The organism is Roseicyclus marinus (genome assembly GCF_030163795.1).
Lineage (GTDB): Bacteria > Pseudomonadota > Alphaproteobacteria > Rhodobacterales > Rhodobacteraceae > Roseicyclus > Roseicyclus marinus.
Window position 1 is genome coordinate 230,508 of record NZ_JASJOF010000001.1, and the last position, 21,485, is coordinate 251,992.

Annotated in this window: 24 protein-coding genes and 1 riboswitch; of the genes, 15 read left to right on the forward strand and 9 right to left on the reverse strand. The window is 65.2% G+C overall.

The genetic code is table 11. The features are described 5' to 3' along the window. The first annotated feature begins 11 nt into the window (after positions 1 to 11). The 5 genes from QQK63_RS01265 to QQK63_RS01285 all read left to right on the forward strand — a co-directional run bounded on the left by QQK63_RS01265 (position 12) and on the right by QQK63_RS01285 (position 6,061). Complete coding sequence (locus QQK63_RS01265; protein WP_277826154.1) at positions 12 to 911, forward strand: transporter associated domain-containing protein; 900 nt, start codon at positions 12 to 14, stop codon at positions 909 to 911. Further along, positions 908 to 2,461, forward strand: coding sequence for an apolipoprotein N-acyltransferase (gene lnt / locus QQK63_RS01270; protein WP_277826156.1), 1,554 nt, complete (start codon positions 908 to 910; stop codon positions 2,459 to 2,461). The genes QQK63_RS01265 and lnt overlap by 4 nt, the downstream gene beginning before the upstream one ends. A 19-nt stretch (positions 2,462 to 2,480) precedes the next feature. Beyond that, a riboswitch (SAM-SAH riboswitch) is annotated at positions 2,481 to 2,528 on the forward strand. Between the two features lie 10 nt (positions 2,529 to 2,538). Continuing rightward, a complete protein-coding gene (metK, locus tag QQK63_RS01275) occupies positions 2,539 to 3,720 on the forward strand; it encodes a methionine adenosyltransferase (RefSeq protein WP_277826158.1) in 1,182 nt (393 codons plus the stop codon). Positions 3,721 to 3,807: 87 nt separating this feature from the next. Then, on the forward strand, positions 3,808 to 4,515 hold the full coding sequence (gene trmB / locus QQK63_RS01280; protein ID WP_277826160.1) for a tRNA (guanine(46)-N(7))-methyltransferase TrmB: 708 nt from the start codon (positions 3,808 to 3,810) through the stop codon (positions 4,513 to 4,515). A 175-nt stretch (positions 4,516 to 4,690) separates the two neighbouring features. Then, positions 4,691 to 6,061 (forward strand): aspartate aminotransferase family protein, encoded by a 1,371-nt coding sequence (locus QQK63_RS01285; protein WP_277826162.1) that lies wholly within the window; start codon positions 4,691 to 4,693, stop codon positions 6,059 to 6,061. Positions 6,062 to 6,155: 94 nt separating this feature from the next. On the opposite strand, the gene QQK63_RS01290 is transcribed toward QQK63_RS01285, so the two are convergent. The 3 genes from QQK63_RS01290 to QQK63_RS01300 form a co-directional block, all read right to left on the reverse strand. Then, positions 6,156 to 6,809, reverse strand: coding sequence for an alpha/beta hydrolase (locus QQK63_RS01290; RefSeq protein WP_277826164.1), 654 nt, complete (start codon positions 6,807 to 6,809; stop codon positions 6,156 to 6,158). Further along, positions 6,806 to 7,726, reverse strand: a complete 921-nt coding sequence (locus QQK63_RS01295) for a ring-cleaving dioxygenase (protein WP_277826166.1) — start codon at positions 7,724 to 7,726, stop codon at positions 6,806 to 6,808. Before QQK63_RS01295 ends, QQK63_RS01290 begins: the two co-directional genes overlap by 4 nt. Before the next feature lie 128 nt (positions 7,727 to 7,854). After that, positions 7,855 to 8,292, reverse strand: a complete 438-nt coding sequence (locus QQK63_RS01300; RefSeq protein WP_277826168.1) for a hypothetical protein — start codon at positions 8,290 to 8,292, stop codon at positions 7,855 to 7,857. Between the two features lie 134 nt (positions 8,293 to 8,426). Between QQK63_RS01300 and QQK63_RS01305 the strand changes: the two genes are divergently transcribed. Further along, positions 8,427 to 9,026: a rhodanese-like domain-containing protein gene (locus QQK63_RS01305; protein ID WP_277826170.1), complete on the forward strand. Its 600-nt coding sequence runs from the start codon at positions 8,427 to 8,429 to the stop codon at positions 9,024 to 9,026. A 107-nt stretch (positions 9,027 to 9,133) separates the two neighbouring features. Here the strand turns inward: QQK63_RS01305 and uvrB are convergent, their stop codons facing one another. Further along, positions 9,134 to 11,326: an excinuclease ABC subunit UvrB gene (gene uvrB, locus QQK63_RS01310; protein WP_377134698.1), complete on the reverse strand. Its 2,193-nt coding sequence runs from the start codon at positions 11,324 to 11,326 to the stop codon at positions 9,134 to 9,136. 367 nt (positions 11,327 to 11,693) lie between these two features. On the opposite strand from uvrB, the gene QQK63_RS01315 reads away from it, so the two are divergent. Beyond that, a complete protein-coding gene (locus tag QQK63_RS01315; RefSeq protein WP_277826172.1) occupies positions 11,694 to 12,005 on the forward strand; it encodes an ETC complex I subunit in 312 nt (103 codons plus the stop codon). Between the two features lie 35 nt (positions 12,006 to 12,040). Here QQK63_RS01315 and QQK63_RS01320 read toward each other — a convergent pair whose 3' ends face one another. Further along, a complete protein-coding gene (locus QQK63_RS01320) occupies positions 12,041 to 12,718 on the reverse strand; it encodes a hypothetical protein (protein WP_277826174.1) in 678 nt (225 codons plus the stop codon). 187 nt (positions 12,719 to 12,905) lie between these two features. Then, entirely contained in the window at positions 12,906 to 13,112 is a 207-nt protein-coding gene (locus QQK63_RS01325; RefSeq protein WP_277826176.1) for a cold-shock protein, read from the reverse strand. 530 nt (positions 13,113 to 13,642) lie between these two features. Here QQK63_RS01325 and QQK63_RS01330 point away from each other — a divergent pair. The 3 genes from QQK63_RS01330 to QQK63_RS01340 are packed head-to-tail and all read left to right on the forward strand — an operon-like array spanning position 13,643 to position 15,514. After that, positions 13,643 to 14,029, forward strand: a complete 387-nt coding sequence (locus tag QQK63_RS01330; RefSeq protein WP_277826178.1) for a hypothetical protein — start codon at positions 13,643 to 13,645, stop codon at positions 14,027 to 14,029. Continuing rightward, the gene (locus QQK63_RS01335) at positions 14,026 to 14,637 is read left to right on the forward strand and encodes a hypothetical protein (RefSeq protein WP_277826180.1); all 612 of its coding nucleotides are present in this window, start codon (positions 14,026 to 14,028) and stop codon (positions 14,635 to 14,637) included. The genes QQK63_RS01330 and QQK63_RS01335 overlap by 4 nt, the downstream gene beginning before the upstream one ends. A 34-nt stretch (positions 14,638 to 14,671) precedes the next feature. Next, positions 14,672 to 15,514, forward strand: a complete 843-nt coding sequence (locus QQK63_RS01340) for a transglutaminase-like domain-containing protein (protein ID WP_377134798.1) — start codon at positions 14,672 to 14,674, stop codon at positions 15,512 to 15,514. Positions 15,515 to 15,677: 163 nt separating this feature from the next. Here QQK63_RS01340 and QQK63_RS01345 read toward each other — a convergent pair whose 3' ends face one another. Beyond that, entirely contained in the window at positions 15,678 to 16,670 is a 993-nt protein-coding gene (locus tag QQK63_RS01345; protein ID WP_277826182.1) for a cobalamin B12-binding domain-containing protein, read from the reverse strand. A 44-nt stretch (positions 16,671 to 16,714) separates the two neighbouring features. On the opposite strand from QQK63_RS01345, the gene QQK63_RS01350 reads away from it, so the two are divergent. The 3 genes from QQK63_RS01350 to QQK63_RS01360 all read left to right on the forward strand — a co-directional run bounded on the left by QQK63_RS01350 (position 16,715) and on the right by QQK63_RS01360 (position 18,483). Further along, positions 16,715 to 17,218, forward strand: a complete 504-nt coding sequence (locus QQK63_RS01350; protein WP_277826183.1) for a hypothetical protein — start codon at positions 16,715 to 16,717, stop codon at positions 17,216 to 17,218. Between the two features lie 169 nt (positions 17,219 to 17,387). Continuing rightward, complete coding sequence (locus QQK63_RS01355) at positions 17,388 to 17,606, forward strand: hypothetical protein (RefSeq protein WP_277826185.1); 219 nt, start codon at positions 17,388 to 17,390, stop codon at positions 17,604 to 17,606. Between the two features lie 10 nt (positions 17,607 to 17,616). Beyond that, positions 17,617 to 18,483, forward strand: coding sequence for a transglutaminase family protein (locus QQK63_RS01360; protein ID WP_277826187.1), 867 nt, complete (start codon positions 17,617 to 17,619; stop codon positions 18,481 to 18,483). Between the two features lie 9 nt (positions 18,484 to 18,492). Here QQK63_RS01360 and QQK63_RS01365 read toward each other — a convergent pair whose 3' ends face one another. Then, the gene (locus tag QQK63_RS01365) at positions 18,493 to 18,684 is read right to left on the reverse strand and encodes a Thivi_2564 family membrane protein (protein WP_277826189.1); all 192 of its coding nucleotides are present in this window, start codon (positions 18,682 to 18,684) and stop codon (positions 18,493 to 18,495) included. 263 nt (positions 18,685 to 18,947) lie between these two features. Between QQK63_RS01365 and QQK63_RS01370 the strand changes: the two genes are divergently transcribed. Next, positions 18,948 to 19,370: a hypothetical protein gene (locus QQK63_RS01370; protein WP_277826191.1), complete on the forward strand. Its 423-nt coding sequence runs from the start codon at positions 18,948 to 18,950 to the stop codon at positions 19,368 to 19,370. Between the two features lie 23 nt (positions 19,371 to 19,393). Here the strand turns inward: QQK63_RS01370 and QQK63_RS01375 are convergent, their stop codons facing one another. Further along, a complete protein-coding gene (locus QQK63_RS01375; RefSeq protein ID WP_284283161.1) occupies positions 19,394 to 19,708 on the reverse strand; it encodes a DUF3185 family protein in 315 nt (104 codons plus the stop codon). Between the two features lie 161 nt (positions 19,709 to 19,869). Between QQK63_RS01375 and QQK63_RS01380 the strand changes: the two genes are divergently transcribed. Then, positions 19,870 to 21,444 (forward strand): OmpA family protein, encoded by a 1,575-nt coding sequence (locus QQK63_RS01380; protein WP_277826195.1) that lies wholly within the window; start codon positions 19,870 to 19,872, stop codon positions 21,442 to 21,444. Positions 21,445 to 21,485: the final 41 nt, after the last annotated feature.

Consider the following 21,485-nt stretch of genomic DNA (forward strand, 5'->3'; position numbering starts at 1 on the left):
GGAAAGGAGCCATGAGCTCGAACCCCGATCCCTCGTCTCCTGCCGCGCATGGCGCGCAGGAAGAGGAAGATGATCCTGGGCCCCAGAGGCAGGGATTTTTCGCCAGATTGTTCGGTGCATCCGAGGATGCCGAACCCAACACCTCCACAACCGGAGACAGCGCCCCCGCGAATGGGGTGACCGTGGCGCAGATGCCTGTTCTGGGCATGTCGAACCTGCGGCGGATGCGGGTCGAGGATGTCGCCATCCCCCGCGCCGAGATCGAATCCGTTTCGGCGGACGAGGATCTGCAAGGTCTGGTCAAGGTGTTCCGCGACAGCGGCATGACGCGCCTGCCGGTCTATGAGGGCACGCTCGACAGCCCGCTTGGGCTTGTGCATCTCAAGGACGTGGCGCTGCGCTACGGGTTCAACGGCAAGGCGCAGGATTTCTCGCTGCGCACGATGCTGCGGCCGCTCCTTTACGTGCCGCCCTCGATGCCCATCGGCGTGCTTTTGACCAAGATGCAGACCGAACGCACCCATATGGCGTTGGTGATCGACGAATATGGCGGCGTCGACGGCCTCGTGACGATCGAGGATCTGATCGAACAGGTCATCGGCGAGATCGAGGATGAGCACGACATCGAAGAGGCCCAACCCTGGACCCGCGAAGGGGAAAGGCAATGGCTGGCGCTGGCCCGTGCGCCGCTCGACGAATTCGAGGCGGAACTGGGCATCGCGCTGTCCGAGGTCGATGACGAGGAAGAGGTCGACACGCTGGGCGGTCTGGTCTTCTTGTTGTCGGGGCGGGTGCCCGCGCGGGGCGAGGTTGTGCCCCATCCCTCGGGCGTGGAATTCGAGGTGATCGATGCCGATCCGCGCCGGATCAAGCGGTTGCGCGTCAGGGTCCCGAAAGGGGCCGCGGCTTGACGCCACCTGACGTGGTCGTGTCTGCGGGTCGTGAGCCGGACGCGCGCCGCAGGCTTGGGCTTGCGGCGCTGGCGGGTGTTGTCGCGGCCTTCGGCCTTGCCCCATTCGATCTGTGGCTTTTGGGATGGGCCGGGTTTGCCGCGCTGTTGGCGCTGGTGGCCACGGCCCCCACGCCGCGTCTGGCCGGGATGCTCGGTTGGGTGGGCGGCACAGCCTATTTCGCCGTGGCGCTGCACTGGATCGTGGAGCCGTTCTTCGTCGATGCGGCGCGGCACGGCTGGATGGCCCCCTTCGCCCTTGTTTTCATGGCTGGTGGGCTGGCGTTGTTCTGGGCGCTGGCGTCATGGGCGGCGGTGCGTCTGGTTCCCGCCGCGCAGGGCCGTTTGCGGATTGCAGCCCTTGCCGGGTTCATGACCCTGACGGAACTGGCACGCGCCAGCATTCTGACCGGATTTCCATGGGCGCAGCCGGGTCACATTCTGATCGGCGCGCCGCTTTTGTCCCTTGCCGCGACGGTCGGGCCGCTTGGGCTGACCACGCTTGTTCTGGCGGGTGCAGCCGGTGCGGCGGCGAGCCTTGTGTCGCGCCCCGCACGATTGCCCCTGTGGGTCGGTGGGGTCCTTCTGGCGGCCATTGCGGTCGATGGGGCCGTTTCCCCCGCGCCACCTCCCGCGCCCGGTGCGCCGGTGGTGCGGTTGGTCCAACCGAACGCACCACAGCACCTGAAATGGCGCTCCGAGATGATCGCGGTCTTTTTCCAGCGCGGTCTGGACTTGACCGCCGCCGCCCCGGAAAATGGCCCCGCACCCGATCTGGTCGTCTGGCCGGAAACCGCCCTGCCGGTGCTGCTAGACCAATCCGCGCCCGAGCGTTTGCGCATCGCCGATGCCGCGGGCGCGGCGCAGGTGCTGGTCGGCGGTCAACGCTACGAGGGGTTCCGCGCGCGCAATACGTCGGCGCTTCTGGCTCCCGGCGGAGCCATCGCGGCGGTCTATGACAAGCACCATCTGGTGCCCTTCGGCGAATACATGCCCGGCGGTGCCATGGCCGAGGCTTTGGGCCTGAACGGCCTCGCGGAGGTTCTGGCCGGTGGCTATTCGCCCGGCCCCGGGCCTGCGCTGCTGGACATGGGGGGCGGGCTTGGCCGCGCGTTTCCGATGATCTGCTACGAGGCGATCTTTCCCGGCTATATCCGCCGGGTCGATCGGCCTGACTGGATCGTGCATCTGACCAACGATGCGTGGTTCGGCAGTTTTTCCGGCCCCTACCAGCATCTTGCGCTGGCGCGTCTGCGCGCGGTCGAACAGGGGTTGCCGGTCCTGCGGGCGGCCAATACCGGCGTGTCGGCGGTGATCGATGCGCGCGGCCGGGTGGTCGCGTCCCTGCCGTTGAACGAGGCCGGATTTCTGGATGCGGCATTGCCGCCTGCACTGCCCCCGACGCCCTATGCGCGCGGCGGCGATCTGCCTGTCATCCTCCTTGTTCTTTTTGCAACAACGCTTGTCCTGCTGAGGGCGCGCGGCACCGGCCCATTGCGCCCCGGCGCATAAGGGCGTAGGGCGCGGCATCACAGCCCCACAACGGCTTCCTGGCGTGGGGACGATCAACAATGGAGCACTCTCAGCACATGGCCCGCGATAGCTATTTCTTCACTTCCGAATCCGTTTCGGAAGGGCATCCCGACAAGGTCTGCGACCGCATTTCGGACGCCGTTCTCGATGCTTTCCTGTCCGAGGAACCCGAGGCGCGCGTCGCCTGCGAAACCTTCGCCACGACCAATCGCGTCGTCATCGGCGGTGAGGTAGGCCTGTCCGACAAGGCGAAGCTCGCCGAATACATGGGCCGCATCGAACAGATCGCGCGCGAGTGCGTCCGCGACATCGGTTACGAGCAGGACAAGTTCCACCATGCCACCGTCGAGGTGACGAACCTGCTGCACGAGCAATCCGCTCATATCGCGCAGGGCGTGGACGCCTCCGAAACCAAGGACGAAGGCGCAGGCGATCAGGGCATCATGTTTGGCTATGCCGTCGACGAAACGCCCGACCTGATGCCCGCCCCGATCCAGTATTCCCATGCGATCCTGCGCCGTCTGGCCGAGGTGCGCAAATCGGGCAAGGAACCGACGCTGGGCCCCGACGCCAAAAGCCAGCTGACGCTCCGCTACGAGGGCGGCAAGCCGGTCGAGGTGACCTCGATCGTGTTGTCGACGCAGCATCTTGACGAGGCGATGACCTCGGAAGACGTGCGCGCCGTGGTCGAGCCCTATATCCGCGAGGTTCTGCCCGCGGGTTGGGTGACGGCTGGCACGCAATGGTGGGTGAACCCCACGGGCAAGTTCGTGATCGGCGGTCCCGATGGCGATGCGGGCCTGACAGGTCGCAAGATCATCGTGGATACCTATGGCGGCGCGGCCCCCCATGGCGGCGGTGCCTTCTCGGGCAAGGATCCGACCAAGGTGGACCGCTCGGCTGCCTATGCCGCGCGCTATCTTGCCAAGAACGTGGTGGCGTCGGGCCTCGCGCGGCGCTGCACCCTGCAGCTGAGCTATGCCATCGGCGTGGCACAGCCCCTGTCGGTCTATGTGGATACGCATGGCACCGGCGAGGTGGACGAGGTCCGCATCGAAAAGGCGATCCGGCAGGTGATGGACCTGACCCCGCGCGGCATCCGTATGCATCTGGGTCTGAACCGTCCGATCTACCAGCGTACGGCGGCCTATGGCCATTTCGGCCGCGCCCCCGAGGCCGATGGCGGTTTCAGCTGGGAAAAGACCGATCTGACCGAGGCGCTCAAGTCCGCCGTCTGATCTTGCACCACGGGTGGGGCGCAACCGCCCCGCCCGTCCTGTGCGACCGGCCTCTGCGCCCTGACCGACCCGATCCAGAGAGTGCCGATGACCCCTCCATCCGAGCGCCCGCACCGGAATTTCTATGGCCGACGCAAGGGCAAGCACCTGCGCGAGAGCCAAGAAGCCTACCTTCAGGAAGATCTCGACGCGCTGTCACCCGGCCCGGTGGATTGGGAGGTCAATCCGGACCGTGAACCCCTTGATCTGGCGTCGGTTTTCGGCGGGCGGGAGATCTGGCTCGAGGTCGGGTTCGGCGGCGGCGAGCACATGGTGCACCAAGCCAGCCTCAACCCGCAGGCGGGCATCATCGGGTGCGAACCCTATATCAACGGCGTTGCCATGCTGCTGGGCAAGATCCGGCGCGCGGGTGTCGACAATTTGCGCGTTTATCCGGGCGATGTGCGGGACATGTTCGATGTTCTGCCCGATGCTTCGATTGCGAAGGCCTTTTTGCTCTATCCCGACCCATGGCCCAAGGCGCGGCATCACCGCCGCCGCTTTGTCACGCCCGAGCATCTGGAGCCTTTGGCCCGCGTCCTGAAACCGGGCGCGGAATTTCGGGTGGCGACCGATATTCCCGATTACGTGCGCCAGACGCTGGAGGAAGTGCCGCAAGCGGGGTTCGACCTGCTGACGGAGGTGCCGGAGGGCTGGCACCGGCCGTGGGATGACTGGATTTCAACGCGGTACGAGCAAAAGGCGCTGCGTGAGAACCGGGTTCCGCATTACCTGACATTCCGGCGCAAGGGCTGACGGGGGCGGGGTTTTGCGGCCGCAAAACCATTGTGAAAACGGCGGTTTTCCTGCCCGAAAACCTCGATTTTTTCGGGCGTTTCGCCAAGATCGACGGGCGTTTCGTCGCCTTTGGGTTGCATCCTGACTGTCTGGCCCGTTAGCTCGGTCCAAGCCCCAGACAGGAGATCGCGTCATGCTCACCAACGACCAGCTTGCGAAATGGGATCGGGACCATTTCATGCACCCCTCCACGCATCTGGCGCAACATGCGCGCGGCGAGGCGCCGGGGCGGGTGATCCAGACGGGCGAGGGTTGCTGGATCACGGACCGTGACGGCAACCGCCTGCTCGATGCCTTTGCGGGGCTTTATTGCGTCAATATCGGCTACGGGCGGCAGGAGGTGGCCGAGGCCATCGCGGAACAGGCGCGCGAATTGGCCTATTACCACGCCTATGTCGGCCATGGGACGGAGGCCTCCATCACGCTGTCGCGGATGGTGATGGAGCGTGCGCCCGATCACATGTCCAAGGTTTATTTCGGCCTTGGCGGCAGCGATGCCAACGAGACCAACATCAAATTGGTCTGGTATTACAACAACATCCGGGGATTGCCGAAGAAGAAAAAGATCATCTCGCGCTGGCGGGGCTATCACGGCTCGGGGCTGATGTCTGGCTCGCTGACCGGGCTCACGCTGTTCCATCAGAAATTCGATCTGCCCTTTGACACGGTGCGGCACACGACCTCGCCCTATTATTACCGGCGCGCCGATGTCACCCAGACGGAGGAGCAGTTCAGCGCGCAATGCGCCGCTGATCTGGAGGAGCTGATCGCGCGCGAAGGGGCCGACACGATTGCGGCCTTCATCGCCGAGCCGATGCTGGGGACGGGTGGCATCGTGCCCCCGCCCAAGGGCTATTGGGAGGCGATCACCCCCATTCTTGAAAAACACGACATCTTGTTGATCGCCGATGAGGTGGTCACAGGGTTTGGTAGGTTGGGGTCCATGTTCGGCTCGCCGCATTACGGGTTGAAGCCCGATATCATGACCATCGCTAAGGGTCTGACGAGTGCCTATGCGCCGATGTCGGGGTCCATCGTGTCCAAGAAAGTCTGGGCGGTTCTGGAGCAGGGCACCGATGAAAACGGGCCCTTTGGTCATGGCTGGACCTATTCGGCCCATCCCATCGGGGCGGCTGCGGGGATTGCGAACCTCAAGCTGGTGGACAGTCTCGGGCTGGTGAAAAATGCCGGTGAAACAGGGCCTTACCTGACGCGGACCATGGCCGATGCCTTGGGCGAACATGCCCATGTCGGCGAGGTGCGCGGCGAGGGGATGCTGACTGCGGTGGAACTGGTCCAGAATCGCGACACGCGGGCGGGGTTCGATGCCGCCGACAAGGTGGTGCCGCGCATCGTGGCGGCCATGGCGCGGCGTGGCGTGATCGCGCGGGCCATGCCGCAGGGCGATATCCTGGGCTATGCGCCGCCGCTCTGCCTGACGCGGGAGGAGGCCGACACCATCGTCGCGGCCACCGCCGAGAGCATCGCGGAGGTTCTGGGCTGAGGCCGGAGATTGGTTAACGGACCCGGAATGTCCTGACGAAAGGTTAAATTCCGGGCCCGTTTCTTGCCGAAAGCTTGCCGGGCCTCGGGGCTGTTTACCCCTTGTTCAGGATTGCGCGCATCGCGCGCACCCCGCCCTCGGTCACGCTGTGGCCGGCACCTTGTGTCACCTGAAGATCGACCTTTGCCCCCAGCCCGCGGAAGGCGGCGGCGCTGTCTTCGGCACGCTTGAGGGGGATGTGCGGGTCTTGGGTATGGATTGTGATCGTCACGGGCAGGCCGGTCAGGTCGGTGTCATAGGCAAACCGTTTGGGCGTCGCACCGTAAAGCGCGGCATCGGGGCCGCCCATCGCGTCGGAGGTCCCGACCAGACCGGCGGAAAGCCCGAAGACGGCCGCAAGCCCACCGCGCCGCGCGGCATATTCGAGCGCGAGGCATCCGCCCTGGCTGAACCCCGCCAAGGCGATGCGGTCGCGGGTCAGGCCGTCGGCCTCCAGCGTAGCGATCGCTTCGTCCACCGCGGCCAGACCGTTCTCGACATGGGGGGCCATGCCGCCCATCGGCGCGAGGAAGGAGGTCGGCCACCAGCTGCGCCCCGGCGCCTCGGGCGCGATGAGGGCGATATCGGGCAGGCCGAGTGCCGCGCCGAGGCCGAGGATATCCTCGGCCCCTGCGCCGCGCCCGTGCAGGAGGACAAGGCCCATCCGGGCCGTGTCGGCGGAGGCGCCCGCGCGCGAGGTGCGGGTCATCGTGCCACCTGCAGCGGCGGGAGGACCTGTTCGATCCGGTCGCGATAGGCTTCGTATTTCGCGGGCAGCTTCAGCGCCTCGCCCAGATGCGCGGGATCCTCATCCACGGCGAAACCCGGCGGGTCGGTCGCGATTTCGAACAGGACGCCGCCCGGTTCGCGGAAATAGATCGCGTTGAAATACTGTCGGTCGATGACGGGCGTGGTGGGATGCCCGGCGCTGGCGAGCTTTTCCATCCAGTCGCGCTGTATCGCGTCGGTTTCGGCGCGGAAGGCGATGTGATGGATCGATCCTGCCCCCTGCCGCCCGATGGAGGGCGCGTCCGAGCGCATCAGGTCGATCACCGCGCCGCGCGCGTCGCCCGGAGCCTGAAGGCGCAGGCGTTCGGTACCGCCTGCGGTCTCGTGGCCGGTTTCGACATAGCCGAAGATCTCGGTCAAAAGCCGTGCGGTGGGCGCGATGTCGCTTTCCCAGAGCGTAACGGAATGGAAACCGTCGAGCGGCGCGTCGCTGTCGCGGTCGGTTTCGACCAGTTCGACCGGCGCGCCATCGGGATCGCGCAGCGTGAGGACGCGTTGCCCGAAGCGGTCGGTCGGGCCGTCGAAATCGACGGCGTCCAGCGCGAGTGTTTCCATCCAGCCGTCAAAGCCGCCCTTGGGCACGGCATAGGCATAGGCCGAGGCCATGCCCGGACCGGCGCGGCCGGGGCCCGCATCGGCGAAGGGAAAGAAGGTCAGGATCGTGCCGGGGCTGCCCGCGCTGTCACCGTAATAGAGGTGATAGGTGCCGGGATCGTCGAAATTGACGGTTTTCTTGACGAGCCGCTGGCGCAGCCTGCCGGTGTAGAAGGCGAGATTGGCCTGCGGGGGGCCGGAGATGGCCGTGACATGGTGCAGGCCCGGAATTGTGCGGGTCATCTTGGGATCTCCTGAAAGGATAGGGCGAGGCCCTGTTTCGCTATCCAAGATGGCGCAGGATGGTTCGCGCGCAAATGCACATGGGCACAGGGTCGATGTGCCGGAATGCACGGATCGGGCATGGGGCCTCAGACAGCGGGCGTGGTGCCGCAAGCCTCGAAGGCGGCGACCTCGGGCGCGGCGCCTGCGAGGGAGGCGGAAAATTCCGCATCGCCCGCGCGAAAGAGCGCGCGCGCATTGCCCGAGAGCCCGGCCAGCACATTGCCGAAGCCACGGTCAGCCACGGTGAGCGCAAGGCCATCCTGCGAGAGAATGTGCCGGTCGGTCGAGATGGTGAGGTCGGCGCCATCAAGGAAGGCGATGGAGAAGATCGCGGCCTCGGGCCATGGCGTGGGCGCGGTGATCGTGATGGTCCAGAGCGGCGGGCCGGGATCATGGGTCAGGCGGATGTCGAGGCCGTTTTCCGCATGGGTGAGGGTGCAGAGCGCGCCATCCGTCCCGGCCTGCCACGCGGCGGCGGGGTGGGTGAGGGTGACGGCGGCAAGGGCAGCGATAAACAGGCGCATGGGGCGAGGGTAGGGCGCAGGACGCGGGGGGAAAGGGGCGGCAGTGCGCCCAAGGGACAGGCGATTGCAACTGACGGTTGACTCTGTCCATCAACAGGCGGACCCTGACGGGAGAGGAAAAAAGGGAGGACGCCATGCGTATCACGGCTTTTGCTTTCGCAATCGTGGCTATGCCGGGGCTGGCCATGGCCGATGGGGTGGGGATCACGGCCGACATGATGTCGGCGAGCGTGCCCACGCCGACGGGAATGGTCGAAATCTCGCGCAATCAGGATACGGCGCATCGGCTGGAGGGAGATTGGACGCTGACCTCGCGGCCCTGTCCGAATTTCTGCATCCAGCCGATGGTGCCCGCGCCCGGTGTGACGCCTGTGGGCGAGCTGGAGGTGATCGCGGCCCTGCAGGACCCCGGCACGGTGGTGATCGACGGGCGCATCCGGCCCGAATTCGAGGCGGGCACGATCCCCGGCGCGATCTCGGTCCCCTACAACGAGGCGGCGGATCGGTTGGGCGAATTGGGCTGCGAGGTCGATTTCGACGGGTTCATCTGCGAGGGGGATATCCCGCAGGTGGTCTTGTTCTGCAACGGGCCGTGGTGCGGCCAGTCGCCGACGGCGGCGCGCAACATGATCGAGGCCGGGTTCCCGGCGGAGAATATCAGTTATTACCGGGGGGGGATGCAGAACTGGCAGGGGTTGGGGTTGACCGTGGTGCCGGGGGGCGCCGGGGGGTGATGTGACCCAAGGGGGTGGGTGGTGGTTGTGCGCCTGAAGGCGCGGCACCCTACACGTGACCAAAACATCGGGTAGAGTGTGCCTTCAGGCGCACCCCACGCATTCCTTCACCGCCCCCGCCGAGCCTTCCCACCCCTTTGCCCGGGACGCCCTGCCGTTGAACGGCCTTTCATCTTCTGGGCCTCGTCCACCGCTTCCTCCACCGCCGATTGGCGGGCGAGGGGGTCGTCGGCCACGGCCAGTTCCACCGCTTCGAGCCGTTTGACCTCGTCCCGGAGACGCGCCGCTTCCTCGAATTCGAGGTTCTCGGCGGCCTTGCGCATCTGGGCGCGCAACCCGTCGAGATGGGCGGCGAGGTTCGCGCCGACCAGCGGTTTTTCCACCTTGGCTGTAACGCGGTTCATGTCGGTGTCGCCCTGGTAGAGGCCCGCCAGAACATCCTCCACGTTCTTTTTCACCGTGGCCGGCGTGATCCCGTGTTCCTCGTTATAGGCGATCTGTTTCGCGCGGCGGCGGTCGGTTTCGCGCAGCGCGCGTTCCATCGAGCCGGTGATGCGGTCGGCATACATGATCACGCGCCCCTCGGCGTTGCGCGCGGCCCGGCCGATGGTCTGGATGAGCGAAGTCTCGGAGCGCAGGAAACCTTCCTTGTCGGCATCGAGGATGGCCACCAGACCGCATTCGGGAATGTCCAGGCCTTCGCGCAACAGGTTGATGCCGATCAGCACGTCGAAGGCCCCCAGCCGCAGATCGCGCAGGATCTCGATCCGTTCGATCGTGTCGATGTCGGAGTGCATGTAGCGCACGCGAATGCCCTGTTCGTGCAGGTATTCGGTCAGATCCTCGGCCATGCGTTTCGTCAGGGTGGTGACGAGCGTGCGGAAGCCGCGGGCCGCGACCTTGCGGATTTCATCGAGCAGATCGTCGACCTGCATCTCGACGGGGCGGATTTCGACGATCGGGTCCAGAAGGCCCGTGGGGCGGATCACCTGTTCGACGAACACGCCGCCCGCCTGTTCCAGTTCCCATGCGGCGGGCGTGGCCGAGACATAGACCGATTGCGGGCGCATCGCGTCCCATTCCTCGAACTTGAGGGGGCGGTTGTCCATGCAGGACGGCAGGCGGAAGCCGTGTTCGGCCAGCGTGAATTTGCGCCGGTAGTCGCCCCGATACATGCCGCCGATCTGGGGGATGCTGACATGGCTTTCGTCGGCAAAGACGATGGCATTGTCGGGGATGTATTCGAAGAGCGTGGGCGGCGGTTCGCCCGGCGCGCGGCCCGTGAGGTAGCGGGAATAATTCTCGATCCCGTTGCAGACGCCTGTTGCCTCGAGCATTTCGAGGTCGAAATTGGTGCGTTGTTCGAGGCGCTGGGCCTCCAAGAGCTTGCCCTCGCCCACGAGCTGGTCGAGGCGCTGCTTGAGTTCCGCCTTTATCCCCTTGATCGCCTGCTGCATCGTGGGGCGCGGCGTGACGTAGTGGGAATTGGCGTAGAGCCGCACCTTGTCGAACGTGTCGGTCTTGTGGCCGGTGAGCGGGTCGAATTCGGTGATCGATTCCAGATCCTCGCCGAAGAAGGACAGCCGCCAGGCGCGATCGTCGAGGTGGGCCGGCCAAACCTCGAGGCTGTCGCCGCGCACGCGGAAGGAGCCGCGTTGGAACGCCTGGTCATTGCGGCGGTATTGCTGCGCCACGAGATCGGCCATCACCTTGCGCTGGTCATACTGGCGGCCCGCGAACAGATCCTGGGTCATCGCGCCATAGGTTTCGACCGAGCCGATACCGTAGATGCAGGAGACGGAGGCCACGATGATCACATCGTCGCGTTCCAGAAGCGCCCGGGTCGCGGAATGGCGCATCCGGTCGATCTGTTCGTTGATCTGGCTTTCTTTCTCGATGTAGGTGTCGGAGCGCGCCACATAGGCTTCGGGCTGGTAATAGTCGTAGTAGCTGACGAAATATTCGACGGCGTTTTCGGGAAAGAACCCTTTGAATTCGCCGTAAAGCTGGGCGGCGAGCGTCTTGTTCGGGGCAAGGATGATCGCGGGGCGCTGGGTTTCTTCGATCACCTTGGCCATGGTGAAGGTCTTGCCGGTGCCGGTCGCGCCCAGAAGCACCTGGTCGCGGTCGCCGCCCTGAACGCCTTGCGACAGTTCCGCGATGGCGCGCGGCTGGTCGCCGGCGGGTTTGAATTCCGTGTGCATGATGAAGCGCCGCCCGCCTTCGAGTTTCGGGCGGGCGCGGACCGCATCGACCGACAGGCCGGTATCGGGCATCGCCTGGGGGGAATTGTTGTGCATGCTTTCGTCTCCGTCAGCTTACCAAATTGACCTGATCGGGCGGCGGTTCAACCCCGCAGGCCGGGCGCGGCGCATGGTTAACGGGGGGTTTCGAAATCCGTGACAATTTTTACAACTTTAAGGAGAAAATTTCGTTGCGTGGTCCGGGGAGGTTGTCGTAAGTTTCAGATGCAAGCAGCAGATGTGGTTGCCGGTCGGTGTCGAACCACCCACCCACCCCTCGCTCCCTCGATGCCGGTCGGCAACCCTCTCCTGCTTTCACCCCCCCTCATCATGGATGACGCAAGCCGCGACAGCTTGGGGTGTGGACAAGCGCGCGGGGCTTTTCCATAAGGCTTGCAGCGATATTGACCGGGATGGAACGACCATGCGCGCCCGCATCTACAAGCCTGCGAAAACCGCCATGTCCTCGGGCACGGCCAAGACGAGGGAATGGGTGCTGGAATACGCGCCCGACGCCCCGCGCGAGGTCGATCCGCTGATGGGCTGGACATCGTCGTCGGACATGAACAGCCAGGTGCGGCTGCGTTTCAACACGCTGGAGGCGGCGCAGGATTATGCCAAGGCCCATGGGATCGAGGCCGTGGTGCTCAAGCCCAAGGAGCGCAAGCCCAACATCCGCGCGCGCGGTTACGGCGAGAATTTCGCCACGGACCGCAAGGGTGCTTGGACGCACTGATCCTTCGTGACCGCGCCGACCAAGGTGAACTTCTCTCAGCCGATGGCTTTCAAAACCTCGCGCAATTCGGGGTGAAGCGTCCGGTTTCCGAGCGTTTGGTCCCCTTGGGGCCCAGTGCGGAACCCAAGGATGCCCGCCCCCGGCGCTTCGTCGCCGTGCGCCTGCGTGGCGGCATCGATGGATAGATACTCGGCGATCAGGAGGCCGGTTGCCTCAAAAGCCCGGTTCGCGGAGGATTTCGTCTTGTAGCCAGCGGCGCGGGCCATCTGCGAATCCGTCAACCCGTCGTCGCCAGCGAGGGCCAATGCCGTCAGCATGGCGTGCTGGGGGCGCGACAGGGAAATCTGGCCGAGCGCTTCGCGATATTCATCGACGCTTGGCACGGTGAAACCGGTTCCCTCATCGACCCTGCGATCCACGATCCGCTGAGCCTCGCGCGCGTCGATGACATCGTGCAAGGCGGCGATCGCGGCCTCTTCGGTCGCACCGGTCGCTTCGGCGATGATCCTGCGCGCGTTCGTGGGCGGTTTGGGGAAGGCGCGGGCGATATATTCCCCAGACAGCCGCCCGGACTTGATCTGGTATCTGCCATGTTCGCCCAGCTGCACGGCGGCTGGCGTATCCGCGGGGCGGGCGGCCTGCTTCTTTTTCGTTTTGTCCTTGAACAAGGAGCGACCGGTGGCCGTTTGGCCGTCCGTGTTGAAACGCGTCATGGGGGTATTCTCCGGTCTTTGGGGTGGGCAGGCAGGGCTCATGCCCAGCTCAGGCTGGACGCCGCTCCACCTCTGAAAATGTCACGAGCGGCGGGACCGCTGTCGCGCACCAAGCTTGTCTTGGGGGACGTGAGGGCGAATTGGTGGAATGACCGGGCACCCCCTTAGGGGCACCCGTCCAATCCTGTCAGGCGAGCGCGAGATTGATCGCGCTTTCGCGGCCATCGCCGCCCGCTTCGACATCATAGGTCACCTTCTGGGCATCGGCGAGGCCGGTGAGGCCAGCGCGCTCGACAGCCGAGATGTGGACGAAAACGTCCTTGCCGCCCGATTCCGGTTCGATGAAGCCGAAACCTTTGGTGGTGTTGAACCATTTCACGGTGCCATTGGCCATGTCCGTGGTCTCCTGTTCTGGGTGCTGCCCGCAGAATGCGGCAGCTCGGCAAAGTCAGACTGAGAGATCGACTGAAGCCGGATGAACGGGAGCAGAGGGTCGCAGAGAATAACGTTGTACCTTTACAGGTGGTTGCTGAGCCCTTGGAACACAAGCGCTTTCACCCTGCGCCGGGATATTTCATTTCAATTCCGATACGTTGTCATTGAAAATAATTTTTCAATTCCCATCTGATGCGTAACAAATGCCCCGCAGTCCACGCCTGATGTGGGTCCGGGCGCGCGTTCAGCGCGCCCACAATGCGCGGCCCGATTTCATCTGCCCGATGTCGCAGACGTGGGTCGCTTCGCGGCGACAGGGCAGGTCGCCCATTCCGGAAAGACCGACCCATCTGAACGCGGTCTGCGCCGCTTGGCCGTGTCATCCGGTTCTTCGGTTCGGGCGGCGCAAGAAGGGCTACCCGCGCAACTGATTGCGTGTCGGGGATCTTTGCACAGCGATGCGGCGCTTTCTCCGCAGGAGGATTTTCCATGAACATGCCTGATTGGCTCAAGCCTGCGATCTATGCGGCGGGTGCTGGCGCCGCCGTCCTCGGCATCGTCGGTTTCACCTGGGGCGGATGGGTGACGGGCCAAACCGCCCATGAGCGGGCGATGGCCATGTCCCACGATGATGTCGTCGCGGCCATGGTTCCCGTGTGTCTTGATATCGCCGCGCGCGACCCGGATCAGACGGCGGTTCTTGCCACGCTCCGCACCACGGCAACTTATCAGCGGCGCGGCACCCTGATGGACGCCGGATGGGCGACCATGCCCGGCACGACCGCGCCGGATCGTGACATCGCACAGGCCTGTCTGTCGATGATCGACCTCGACGCGGCGCCCGCCCAAAGGACAATCCCGGCGGACGGCGGATGAGCATGGGCGCCGTCGCGCTGCGTTTGCGGCCGCTGGGGTCGCGGCTTGTCAAAGCGATGATGGCCGCGAGCCTTGCGATTGCGTCGCTGGTGTTTCCGGCAGTCGCGCAGGATGGAACCGGAACCGCCCCGCCGAACGCGGTGGCGCGCGACAATGGTGGAGGCTGGGATTGCAGGATCGGGTACCGGGTCGAGGATGCGGCCTGTGTTGCGATCGACATTCCCGACAACGCTTATGCCAACGGCCGGTCATACGGGCCGGGCTGGGCCTGCCGACGCGGATACGTCGAGGTGTCGGGCATGTCTTGCGCCGCGATCCCGGTGCCGGAGAATGCCTTCTTGCGATCCTCGGGCTTCGACTGGCAGTGCCGACGGGGATACCGCGAGGACCGCGACGCTTGTGTTCGGATTGCCGTTCCCGAAAACGCGTATCTCACCAACGATCCGTCGAGCTTGGGCTGGGTGTGCGAGCGTGGCTTTGAGGCTCTGAACGATGCGTGTGTGCCGATCGAGATCCCGGCGAACGCCCATCTCGACCGCTCCGGCAACCGCTGGCGCTGCGATCGCAATTTTCAGCACTCGGATGGGGAATGTGTTCTTGGACGATAGGAACCCGAATGCGACCCTCGACGAACCAGAGGGCATAAGGATACGGATCGGTTGCCGCCTGCGCTACCAGCTGATGCAGGACACGCCATTCATCGCCATGCTGAACGTGCATCACGCGCGCTCGGGTGATCTTGAACGGGCCGACGATCTGGTGACGGAGCCGCGCGTTCCGCTGGACAGGTATCGCGACAAATTCGGAAATCTTTGCACGCGATTGGTTGCCCCCGCGGGCGCGTTCATCTTGTCGACGGACGGGATAATCCGCGATACGGGACGACCCGATCCCGCGGTTCCCGATGTGGCCCAGCACGCGGTTCAGGATCTGCCCTTCGAAACGCTGCCCTACCTTTTGGGAAGCCGCTATTGCGACACGGATCTTATGTCGGATGCCGCGTGGCACCTGTTCGAGACCACCGAACCCGGCAGCGCGCGCGTCAAGGCGATCTGCACTTTCGTTCACGAAACCATTTCGTTTGACTACATGCAGGCCAGCGCGACGCGCACGGCGTCCGAAACGCTTTCCGGCCGATTTGGTGTCTGTCGGGATTTTACCCATCTCGCCATCACCCTGTGCCGATGCATGAACATTCCGGCCCGATACTGCACGGGGTATCTGAGCGAGATCGGCCAACCCACACCCCATCCGCCCGACGATTTCGCGGCATGGATGGAGGTCTTTCTGGGTGGCCGCTGGTGGGTTTTCGATCCGCGCAACAACAGCCCGCGTATCGGTCGGATCTTGATCGCCCATGGGCGCGACGCCGCCGATGTGCCCCTTACCCAGACGTTTGGTCCCAACACGTTGACCCAGTTCGAGGTCTGGACCAGCGACGCCGAAGACGACGTGGCCAAGGGCGTGCCCGGATCGTCGAGCTAGGCGCGACCAACAGGCTTTTTGACGCTTGATGTTGCGCAAGGTGGCGCGGGTGAGGTTACGCGTCCGGACGATGCCCAACAGGCCGCAGCGCAACAGTGTGATCCCCGCGCTGTCCATGGCCGCATCGGCAGGCGGCCAGCGGTGGGGCATCGCGGCCCCTAAGCTAGGCGCGCAGGCGCAACAACCGGTCGAGGTCTGCCAAGGCCGTACGCGCATCGCGAAACACGAGATCGATGTCGACGATATCCGTGATTTCCGTGTCCGACATTTCGAGCGCCGGTGCGACGCCGATGATCGCCCGGGGAACAACGATCCGCAGCGCCAGAACGAGGCGTATCAGGTCGGCAAGGCGTCCTCTTGTGCTGAGCGACAAGCCGATAACGGCGGGACGTGCATGCTGGACAAGCCGGACGAGGCTGTCGTGGTCTTCGGAAACCCGGAGATCGATATCCCAGCCGTGGTTGCGAAACGTGTCGGCGGCCAGCGTGATCCCAAGCGTATGGGTCTCGCCCGGAACGGACGCGAAAAGGGCGCTTCTGGTGCCACGATGAACGCCGTGATGTTCCTGGTGGTCAGGTTTGACGGCGCGGATGAGGGCGTAAAGACGCCCCGTCGCAATCGCGACCTCGGTGAAATCTACCTTGTTGCGGTCCCACCGATCCCCCAAGAGACGCGCGGCACCGGCAATGTAGCCGTAGCGGATGACGTCCGGCGTCACGCCTTCGGCCTCAAGTGCGGCAACAAAGGCGAGGGCCTTTTCCGGCAAGGGCTGCAAAAGGGTATCGCAAAACGCGCCAAGGCGTTTCGCGCTGACCTTTGCGTCGTCCACGAACTCGGCGCGTGCATCCATCGACAAGATGCGTTGGACCACTTCGGTCGCAAAACCCTTTACCGCATGGATGGGAAGGGTTCGGCCTTTTCGGGCGAATATGTCGGCTGCGCTCAGAAAGAGGTCAGGGTCGAAGGATTGTGCATCTTCCGCCATTGGGCGTCCCTGCCATTGTTCAGTGCCGCGACCGTAATTGTTTTTGAAATAGTTACCACCCCCAACCTGCCCGCGTATCGTTGGTGCTTGCCTGCACGAAATTTGACGGGTGGGATGGGCAAGCCCGGAAAGCGTCGGGACACCGGTTCGAGGGTCGGAGAATGGAGGCAAGCCTGATCCAGGTTAGGATTGCACCGTGCCGTTTGAGGTATTGCATGAGCCGATGTCGAACCGACCTGTCGGTGCGCCTTGGCGGGCGGGGCGTGCCCATCGCCGTTTCCATGTCGAATCCGCGTCACCACGCGCTGCGGCCCGAGCCAAGATCGCGCGAATTACCCGGTTTCAGCAGCACGCCAGCCCCGCAACGGAGAGACCAGACGATCATGGGTCCATCATATTGCTTCCGTCGCTTTGCATCCGCGATCGGCTTTGGCCGCGCCGGGGTGATGCGGTCTGTCCCGCCGGGCGCGCCCCGTCCACGGGGTATCGAGGGCCTTACGACTGCGGTTCGGGACCGTGGCGCCGCCGACAGCGGCCGCGCCTTGGGCGATACGCAACACAACGCGCCGCTCCCCGAGATCGCGACCCGCGGTGGCCTGCAGGTCAGCAAATATCATGGCATCTGGCAGGTTCGCGTGGATGGCGTTTTCCACGGCGACTACCACCGGGAAGAACATGCGCGGGCGGCCGCCGCGCTGCTCAGGATTGCCCCGCCATGACGGCGCGTGCGGGAACGGGCCCGGAGGCTTTCCCCATCCAGACAGCCGAGAACGAAGGCTTGCCGACCACACCCCCCAAGGTGGCCAGACCGGGACGCACGACGCGCCCCTTGTCGAAAGACAAGACCGCTTTGCCGGGACAGGACGTGGCGCCCAGAGAGGAGAAGACATGAACCCTGACCAGCACTTTGCCGATCTGACGATGACGACCCTTTCGCCCCGCGATGTGGCCGCCAGCCGCGCCTGCCTGCGCTGCGGGACGGTTTTCTTCAGCGAAGGCTTCGGGGAACGCATCTGTGCCCGCTGCAAGGCCAGCACGGTTTGGCGCACGTCGCTGCCTGCCTACACGGGGCAGACGCGACGCCGCTCGGCCGTCCGGTCGGGCTGAGGCGGCGGTCATGCCCCATGTCACGATCAGCCATGACACGACCTATCGCTACCGCGACCCGGTCATCCCCGGTGCGCACCGCCTGATGCTGCGCCCGAGGGAGACGCGCGACCTGCGCCTTGTCGGCTTCGATCTGGATGTGACGCCGGAGGCACGGATCGATTGGTCACATGACGTGGCAGGCAACGCGATTGCGACCGCGAATTTTCTGGCATCCTCCGACACCATCGTCATCCGGGCGCGCACCATCGTCGAGTTGAGTGCGCCGGCTTGGCCTGTCTTTGCCATCGCCGCCTCGGCGATCGATTACCCGTTTCTGTATTCCGCCGATGACCGTGCCGATCTGGGTGCGCTTGTTGCCCCGCAATACGTCGATCAGGATCGCCGCCTTGCAGACTGGGTTTGCGGTTTCGTGCGGAGCACGCCGACCGATACGCTGTCGCTTCTGAAGGATCTGAGCAACGGCATCGCGGCGCGGATCGCCTACGAGGTGCGCGAGACCGAGGGCACGCAAGGCCCGCTCGACACGCTCGACCGGGGGTGGGGATCGTGCCGTGATCTGGCTGTGCTGATGGCGGAGGCCTGCCGCACCCTTGGCCTCGGCGCGCGGCTGGTGTCGGGCTACCTCTATGATCCGCAGGGGAGCAGCCTCGGGTCGGCGGGGTCGGGGTCCACCCATGCGTGGGTCGAGGTTTTCGTGCCGGGCGCGGGCTGGATCACCTATGACCCGACGAACCGCGCCGTGGGTGCGGCCAACCTGATCCCCGTTGCGGTCGGGCGGCGCATGTCGCAGATCGCACCCGTCACGGGCAGTTTCCAAGGCGCACCATCCGACCTGCACACGATGGAGGTCGCGGTCAGCGTGACGGCGGCCTGAGGGGCGACCTCAGCCTCCGACGCGCATGCCGCGCATCCCGTCCAGCACGCCGAAGGCGGTGAGCAGCCACAGAACGACCGCGATCACGATCACGACGTTGAGGATGGATTTTATCTTTCCATCCATCGGGATGTAGGTGTTGACGAGCCAAAGCAGCACGCCGACGACGATCAGCGTCACGACAAGATTGATAAGCGGCATGGGAGGCACCTTTGTGTTTTGTCCGGTACCGGTTGCGCCAGATGACGACCGGATCGACCTGCACCCTAGGCGTGCGCTGTGCGGACGACACTGATCGGGGTTAGCGACGCGTCATCGCCACGCCGCTGATCTGCATCAGCCATCTGCCGAGCTTCTTCCCCTAGTGTTTCGTGGTGCGTAATCGGGCGGCCCTGTGCCGCCGTGTGACCAACACGGATCGCTGCGCGCGCTGTGCGCCACCCATCCGGGAGAGGGATATCGCAATGTCCAGAATGGATTACCTGCGGCAGGGCGGCACGCCCTTCGATGGCTTTCTCTATGCACAATTGGGCGAGGACAGCACCGGCCATGAAGTCAGCGTTCTGTCCGCCCTCGCACGTCTGGGGTTGGATCCATGGGATGAGGCTGCCGCCTTGTCCGCCTTGCCGCGCGACAGTGCGGCGGCCCGTCTTGCGGGGCATCTGGCCCGTGTCAGCAGCCTACCCGACCTCGGGGCCGAAAGGACGACGATCCCGCCGAGGTTGATCGCGCTCCTGCCGCACCGCCGCGACACGCGGGACGGTGCGGATCTGCGCAACGTGGTGACCGCGCGGTTGGGGCGCATCGGTCCGATGATTGCCCTGATCCTTGCGATCCTGTTCCTGCTGCAAACCCTTGGTTTCGGGCTGTCGGGCGCGGGCGGATAGCTCGCGCCCGGCCCTGTTGCCTGTCAGCTGCGGATGTAGCCGAGCGCCAACAGGCCGATGCCGGCGGCCGCGGCACCCACGCCTCCGATCAGGTACCACATGGTGTTGCCGGTATAGCGGCCGGTCAGAGCCTCACTCATCTGGTCCATCGGCGTGGTCGAGGCGCGCCATGCGAAAAACAGCAAAAGGGCACCGATCGCGAGCGCGACGAGCCCGAGGATGTTCGACTGTGTCATGAGATGATCCTTGGATGGGGCGATGTCGCCCAAAGGGCAGGACAGGCGGCCGTGCCGGTTGGCGAGGGGCCGCCCAGCCTGTCGGATCTTCATGTTGGCCATCGGCGGGCCCTTTGCACTTACTTCGATCAGTTCGGGCTGTGTGCGGTGACCCTATGGTCGAGCCCGAGACGGCTGGGCGGCGGGTGTGGTCGCGCCGTACACCCCGCAGGGCCATTCCGGCGCGGCGGCGATCCCGCGCGCATTGTCAGAAAGGCAGCAGCATGACCCCTCATATCCTGCGCTCCACCACGGCTGTCGTTCTGGCCATCGCCCTCCTGCAACCGGCCCAGATCCGCGCCCAGACCTGCGCGGAGGTGGAGCCAGCAGGGGAGAGCGATGTACAGGCGCCCACCGTGGAAACCGTGGACCCGACCCCAGAGGAAATCTGCGCCGAAGCCGGCATCACGGACCCGCTGGCCTGTTCTGACCACATCCGCCTGTGCGAGGCCGAGGCCTTGGCCGCCGAACAACTGGCGGTAGAGGCGGAACTGGCCGCGGAGGCGGCTGCTGCGATGGCCGTAGCGGAGGATGCAGCGGCACAGGCAGAGATCGCCGCCGAGGCGGCGGAAGCCGAAGCGACCCTTGCCGCGGAGGCTGAGGCTACTGCGGAGGCGGAACGAGAGGCCGCGACGGCGGAGGCGGAAGCAGCCGCAGCGCTGGCCGCGGATACCGGCGCCGGGCAAAGCTGCCTGGCCGAGACAATCGGCGCCGATGGGGCCGTGATCTGCGTGGACGCGATCACCCCCGACACCGTCTTGGCCCTTGGCGAGGATCCGGCGCGCGACGCCGAGGCAGGGGCAGGGGCCGACGTTACGCTGGAAGCCATCACTGAGGACAGCGTGCGTGCGAGCGCGCAGGATTTCGAAGATTGGCGCGGAACGACGGGCGCATCTGCCGAGGCTGACAGCGGACCAAGCGATCTGGAACGCGCGGGCCTTGTGTTGCTCGGGGCGGCTGTGGTCGGCGCGATCCTCGCCAATGGCCAGCGCGTCGCGGCCAATACAGGTGATCGTATCATCGTGGTGGATGAGGACGGCAGCTATGACGTTCTGCGCGACGACGATGCGCTGCTGCGCCAACCGGGGTCCGAGGTTCGGACCGAACGCTTCGCCGATGGCTCGACCCGTACGGTCGTGACGCGCGCGGATGGCACGCGCATCACCACAATCCGCGATACCAGCGGTCGCGCGCTGCGCCGCCTGCGGATCGACCCGGACGGGCGGGAACATGTTCTGATCGACGATACCCGTAGCTCCGCGCCGGTGGTGCTTGCTGACCTGCCGCAGCCGGTGACGGTCGGCCAGGACGCGTTCGCGGCCACCGACACCGAGACGCTGCGCACCGTCCTGCTGGCGGCCGACCGTGTCGATCTGGGGCGCAGTTTCAGCCTGCGTCAGGTTCGCGACATCCAACCCGTGCGGGCACTTGCCCCCGAGATCACCCTGAGCGGCATCACCTTCGAGACCGGATCGGCCGCCATCGCGCAGTCGCAGGCCGAAGTCTTTGGGCAGCTGGGCCAGGTGATGCGCGCCCTGATCGAAATCGACCCGACCGAGGTCTTTTTGATCGAGGGCTATACCGATGCGGTCGGTGCGGCGGGCTACAACCTTTTGTTGTCGGATCGCCGCGCGGAATCCGTCGCCTTGGCCTTCAGCGAATATTTCGACGTGCCCGCCGAGAATATGGTGGTCCAAGGCTATGGCGAAAATCACCTGCGGATCGCGACGCAAGCGCCCGAGCGTGAGAACCGCCGCGTCGCGGTGCGGCGGATCACACCGCTTTTGCGCGGCTATTGAGCCCGCTGCCCCACAATCGCGCGACGCACTGATCCATGTTG

Bases quoted from the DNA above. Each gene is read 5' to 3' on its own strand.
- QQK63_RS01290 (WP_277826164.1), bottom strand. From the start codon at position 6,809: ATGACCCGCACCTCGCGCGCGGGCGCCTCCGCCGACACGGCCCGGATG.
- QQK63_RS01365 (WP_277826189.1), bottom strand. From the start codon at position 18,684: ATGCCGCTTATCAATCTTGTCGTGACGCTGATCGTCGTCGGCGTGCTG.
- QQK63_RS01360 (WP_277826187.1), top strand. From the start codon at position 17,617: ATGCCCCATGTCACGATCAGCCATGACACGACCTATCGCTACCGCGAC.
- QQK63_RS01330 (WP_277826178.1), top strand. From the start codon at position 13,643: ATGAACATGCCTGATTGGCTCAAGCCTGCGATCTATGCGGCGGGTGCT.
- QQK63_RS01265 (WP_277826154.1), top strand. From the start codon at position 12: ATGAGCTCGAACCCCGATCCCTCGTCTCCTGCCGCGCATGGCGCGCAG.
- QQK63_RS01335 (WP_277826180.1), top strand. From the start codon at position 14,026: ATGAGCATGGGCGCCGTCGCGCTGCGTTTGCGGCCGCTGGGGTCGCGG.
- uvrB (WP_377134698.1), bottom strand. From the start codon at position 11,326: ATGCACAACAATTCCCCCCAGGCGATGCCCGATACCGGCCTGTCGGTC.
- QQK63_RS01375 (WP_284283161.1), bottom strand. From the start codon at position 19,708: ATGGCCAACATGAAGATCCGACAGGCTGGGCGGCCCCTCGCCAACCGG.
- QQK63_RS01285 (WP_277826162.1), top strand. From the start codon at position 4,691: ATGCTCACCAACGACCAGCTTGCGAAATGGGATCGGGACCATTTCATG.
- QQK63_RS01355 (WP_277826185.1), top strand. From the start codon at position 17,388: ATGAACCCTGACCAGCACTTTGCCGATCTGACGATGACGACCCTTTCG.
- QQK63_RS01370 (WP_277826191.1), top strand. From the start codon at position 18,948: ATGTCCAGAATGGATTACCTGCGGCAGGGCGGCACGCCCTTCGATGGC.
- QQK63_RS01320 (WP_277826174.1), bottom strand. From the start codon at position 12,718: ATGACGCGTTTCAACACGGACGGCCAAACGGCCACCGGTCGCTCCTTG.
- QQK63_RS01380 (WP_277826195.1), top strand. From the start codon at position 19,870: ATGACCCCTCATATCCTGCGCTCCACCACGGCTGTCGTTCTGGCCATC.
- metK (WP_277826158.1), top strand. From the start codon at position 2,539: ATGGCCCGCGATAGCTATTTCTTCACTTCCGAATCCGTTTCGGAAGGG.
- QQK63_RS01350 (WP_277826183.1), top strand. From the start codon at position 16,715: ATGAGCCGATGTCGAACCGACCTGTCGGTGCGCCTTGGCGGGCGGGGC.
- QQK63_RS01315 (WP_277826172.1), top strand. From the start codon at position 11,694: ATGCGCGCCCGCATCTACAAGCCTGCGAAAACCGCCATGTCCTCGGGC.
- trmB (WP_277826160.1), top strand. From the start codon at position 3,808: ATGACCCCTCCATCCGAGCGCCCGCACCGGAATTTCTATGGCCGACGC.
- QQK63_RS01325 (WP_277826176.1), bottom strand. From the start codon at position 13,112: ATGGCCAATGGCACCGTGAAATGGTTCAACACCACCAAAGGTTTCGGC.
- QQK63_RS01300 (WP_277826168.1), bottom strand. From the start codon at position 8,292: ATGCGCCTGTTTATCGCTGCCCTTGCCGCCGTCACCCTCACCCACCCC.
- QQK63_RS01295 (WP_277826166.1), bottom strand. From the start codon at position 7,726: ATGACCCGCACAATTCCGGGCCTGCACCATGTCACGGCCATCTCCGGC.
- QQK63_RS01305 (WP_277826170.1), top strand. From the start codon at position 8,427: ATGCGTATCACGGCTTTTGCTTTCGCAATCGTGGCTATGCCGGGGCTG.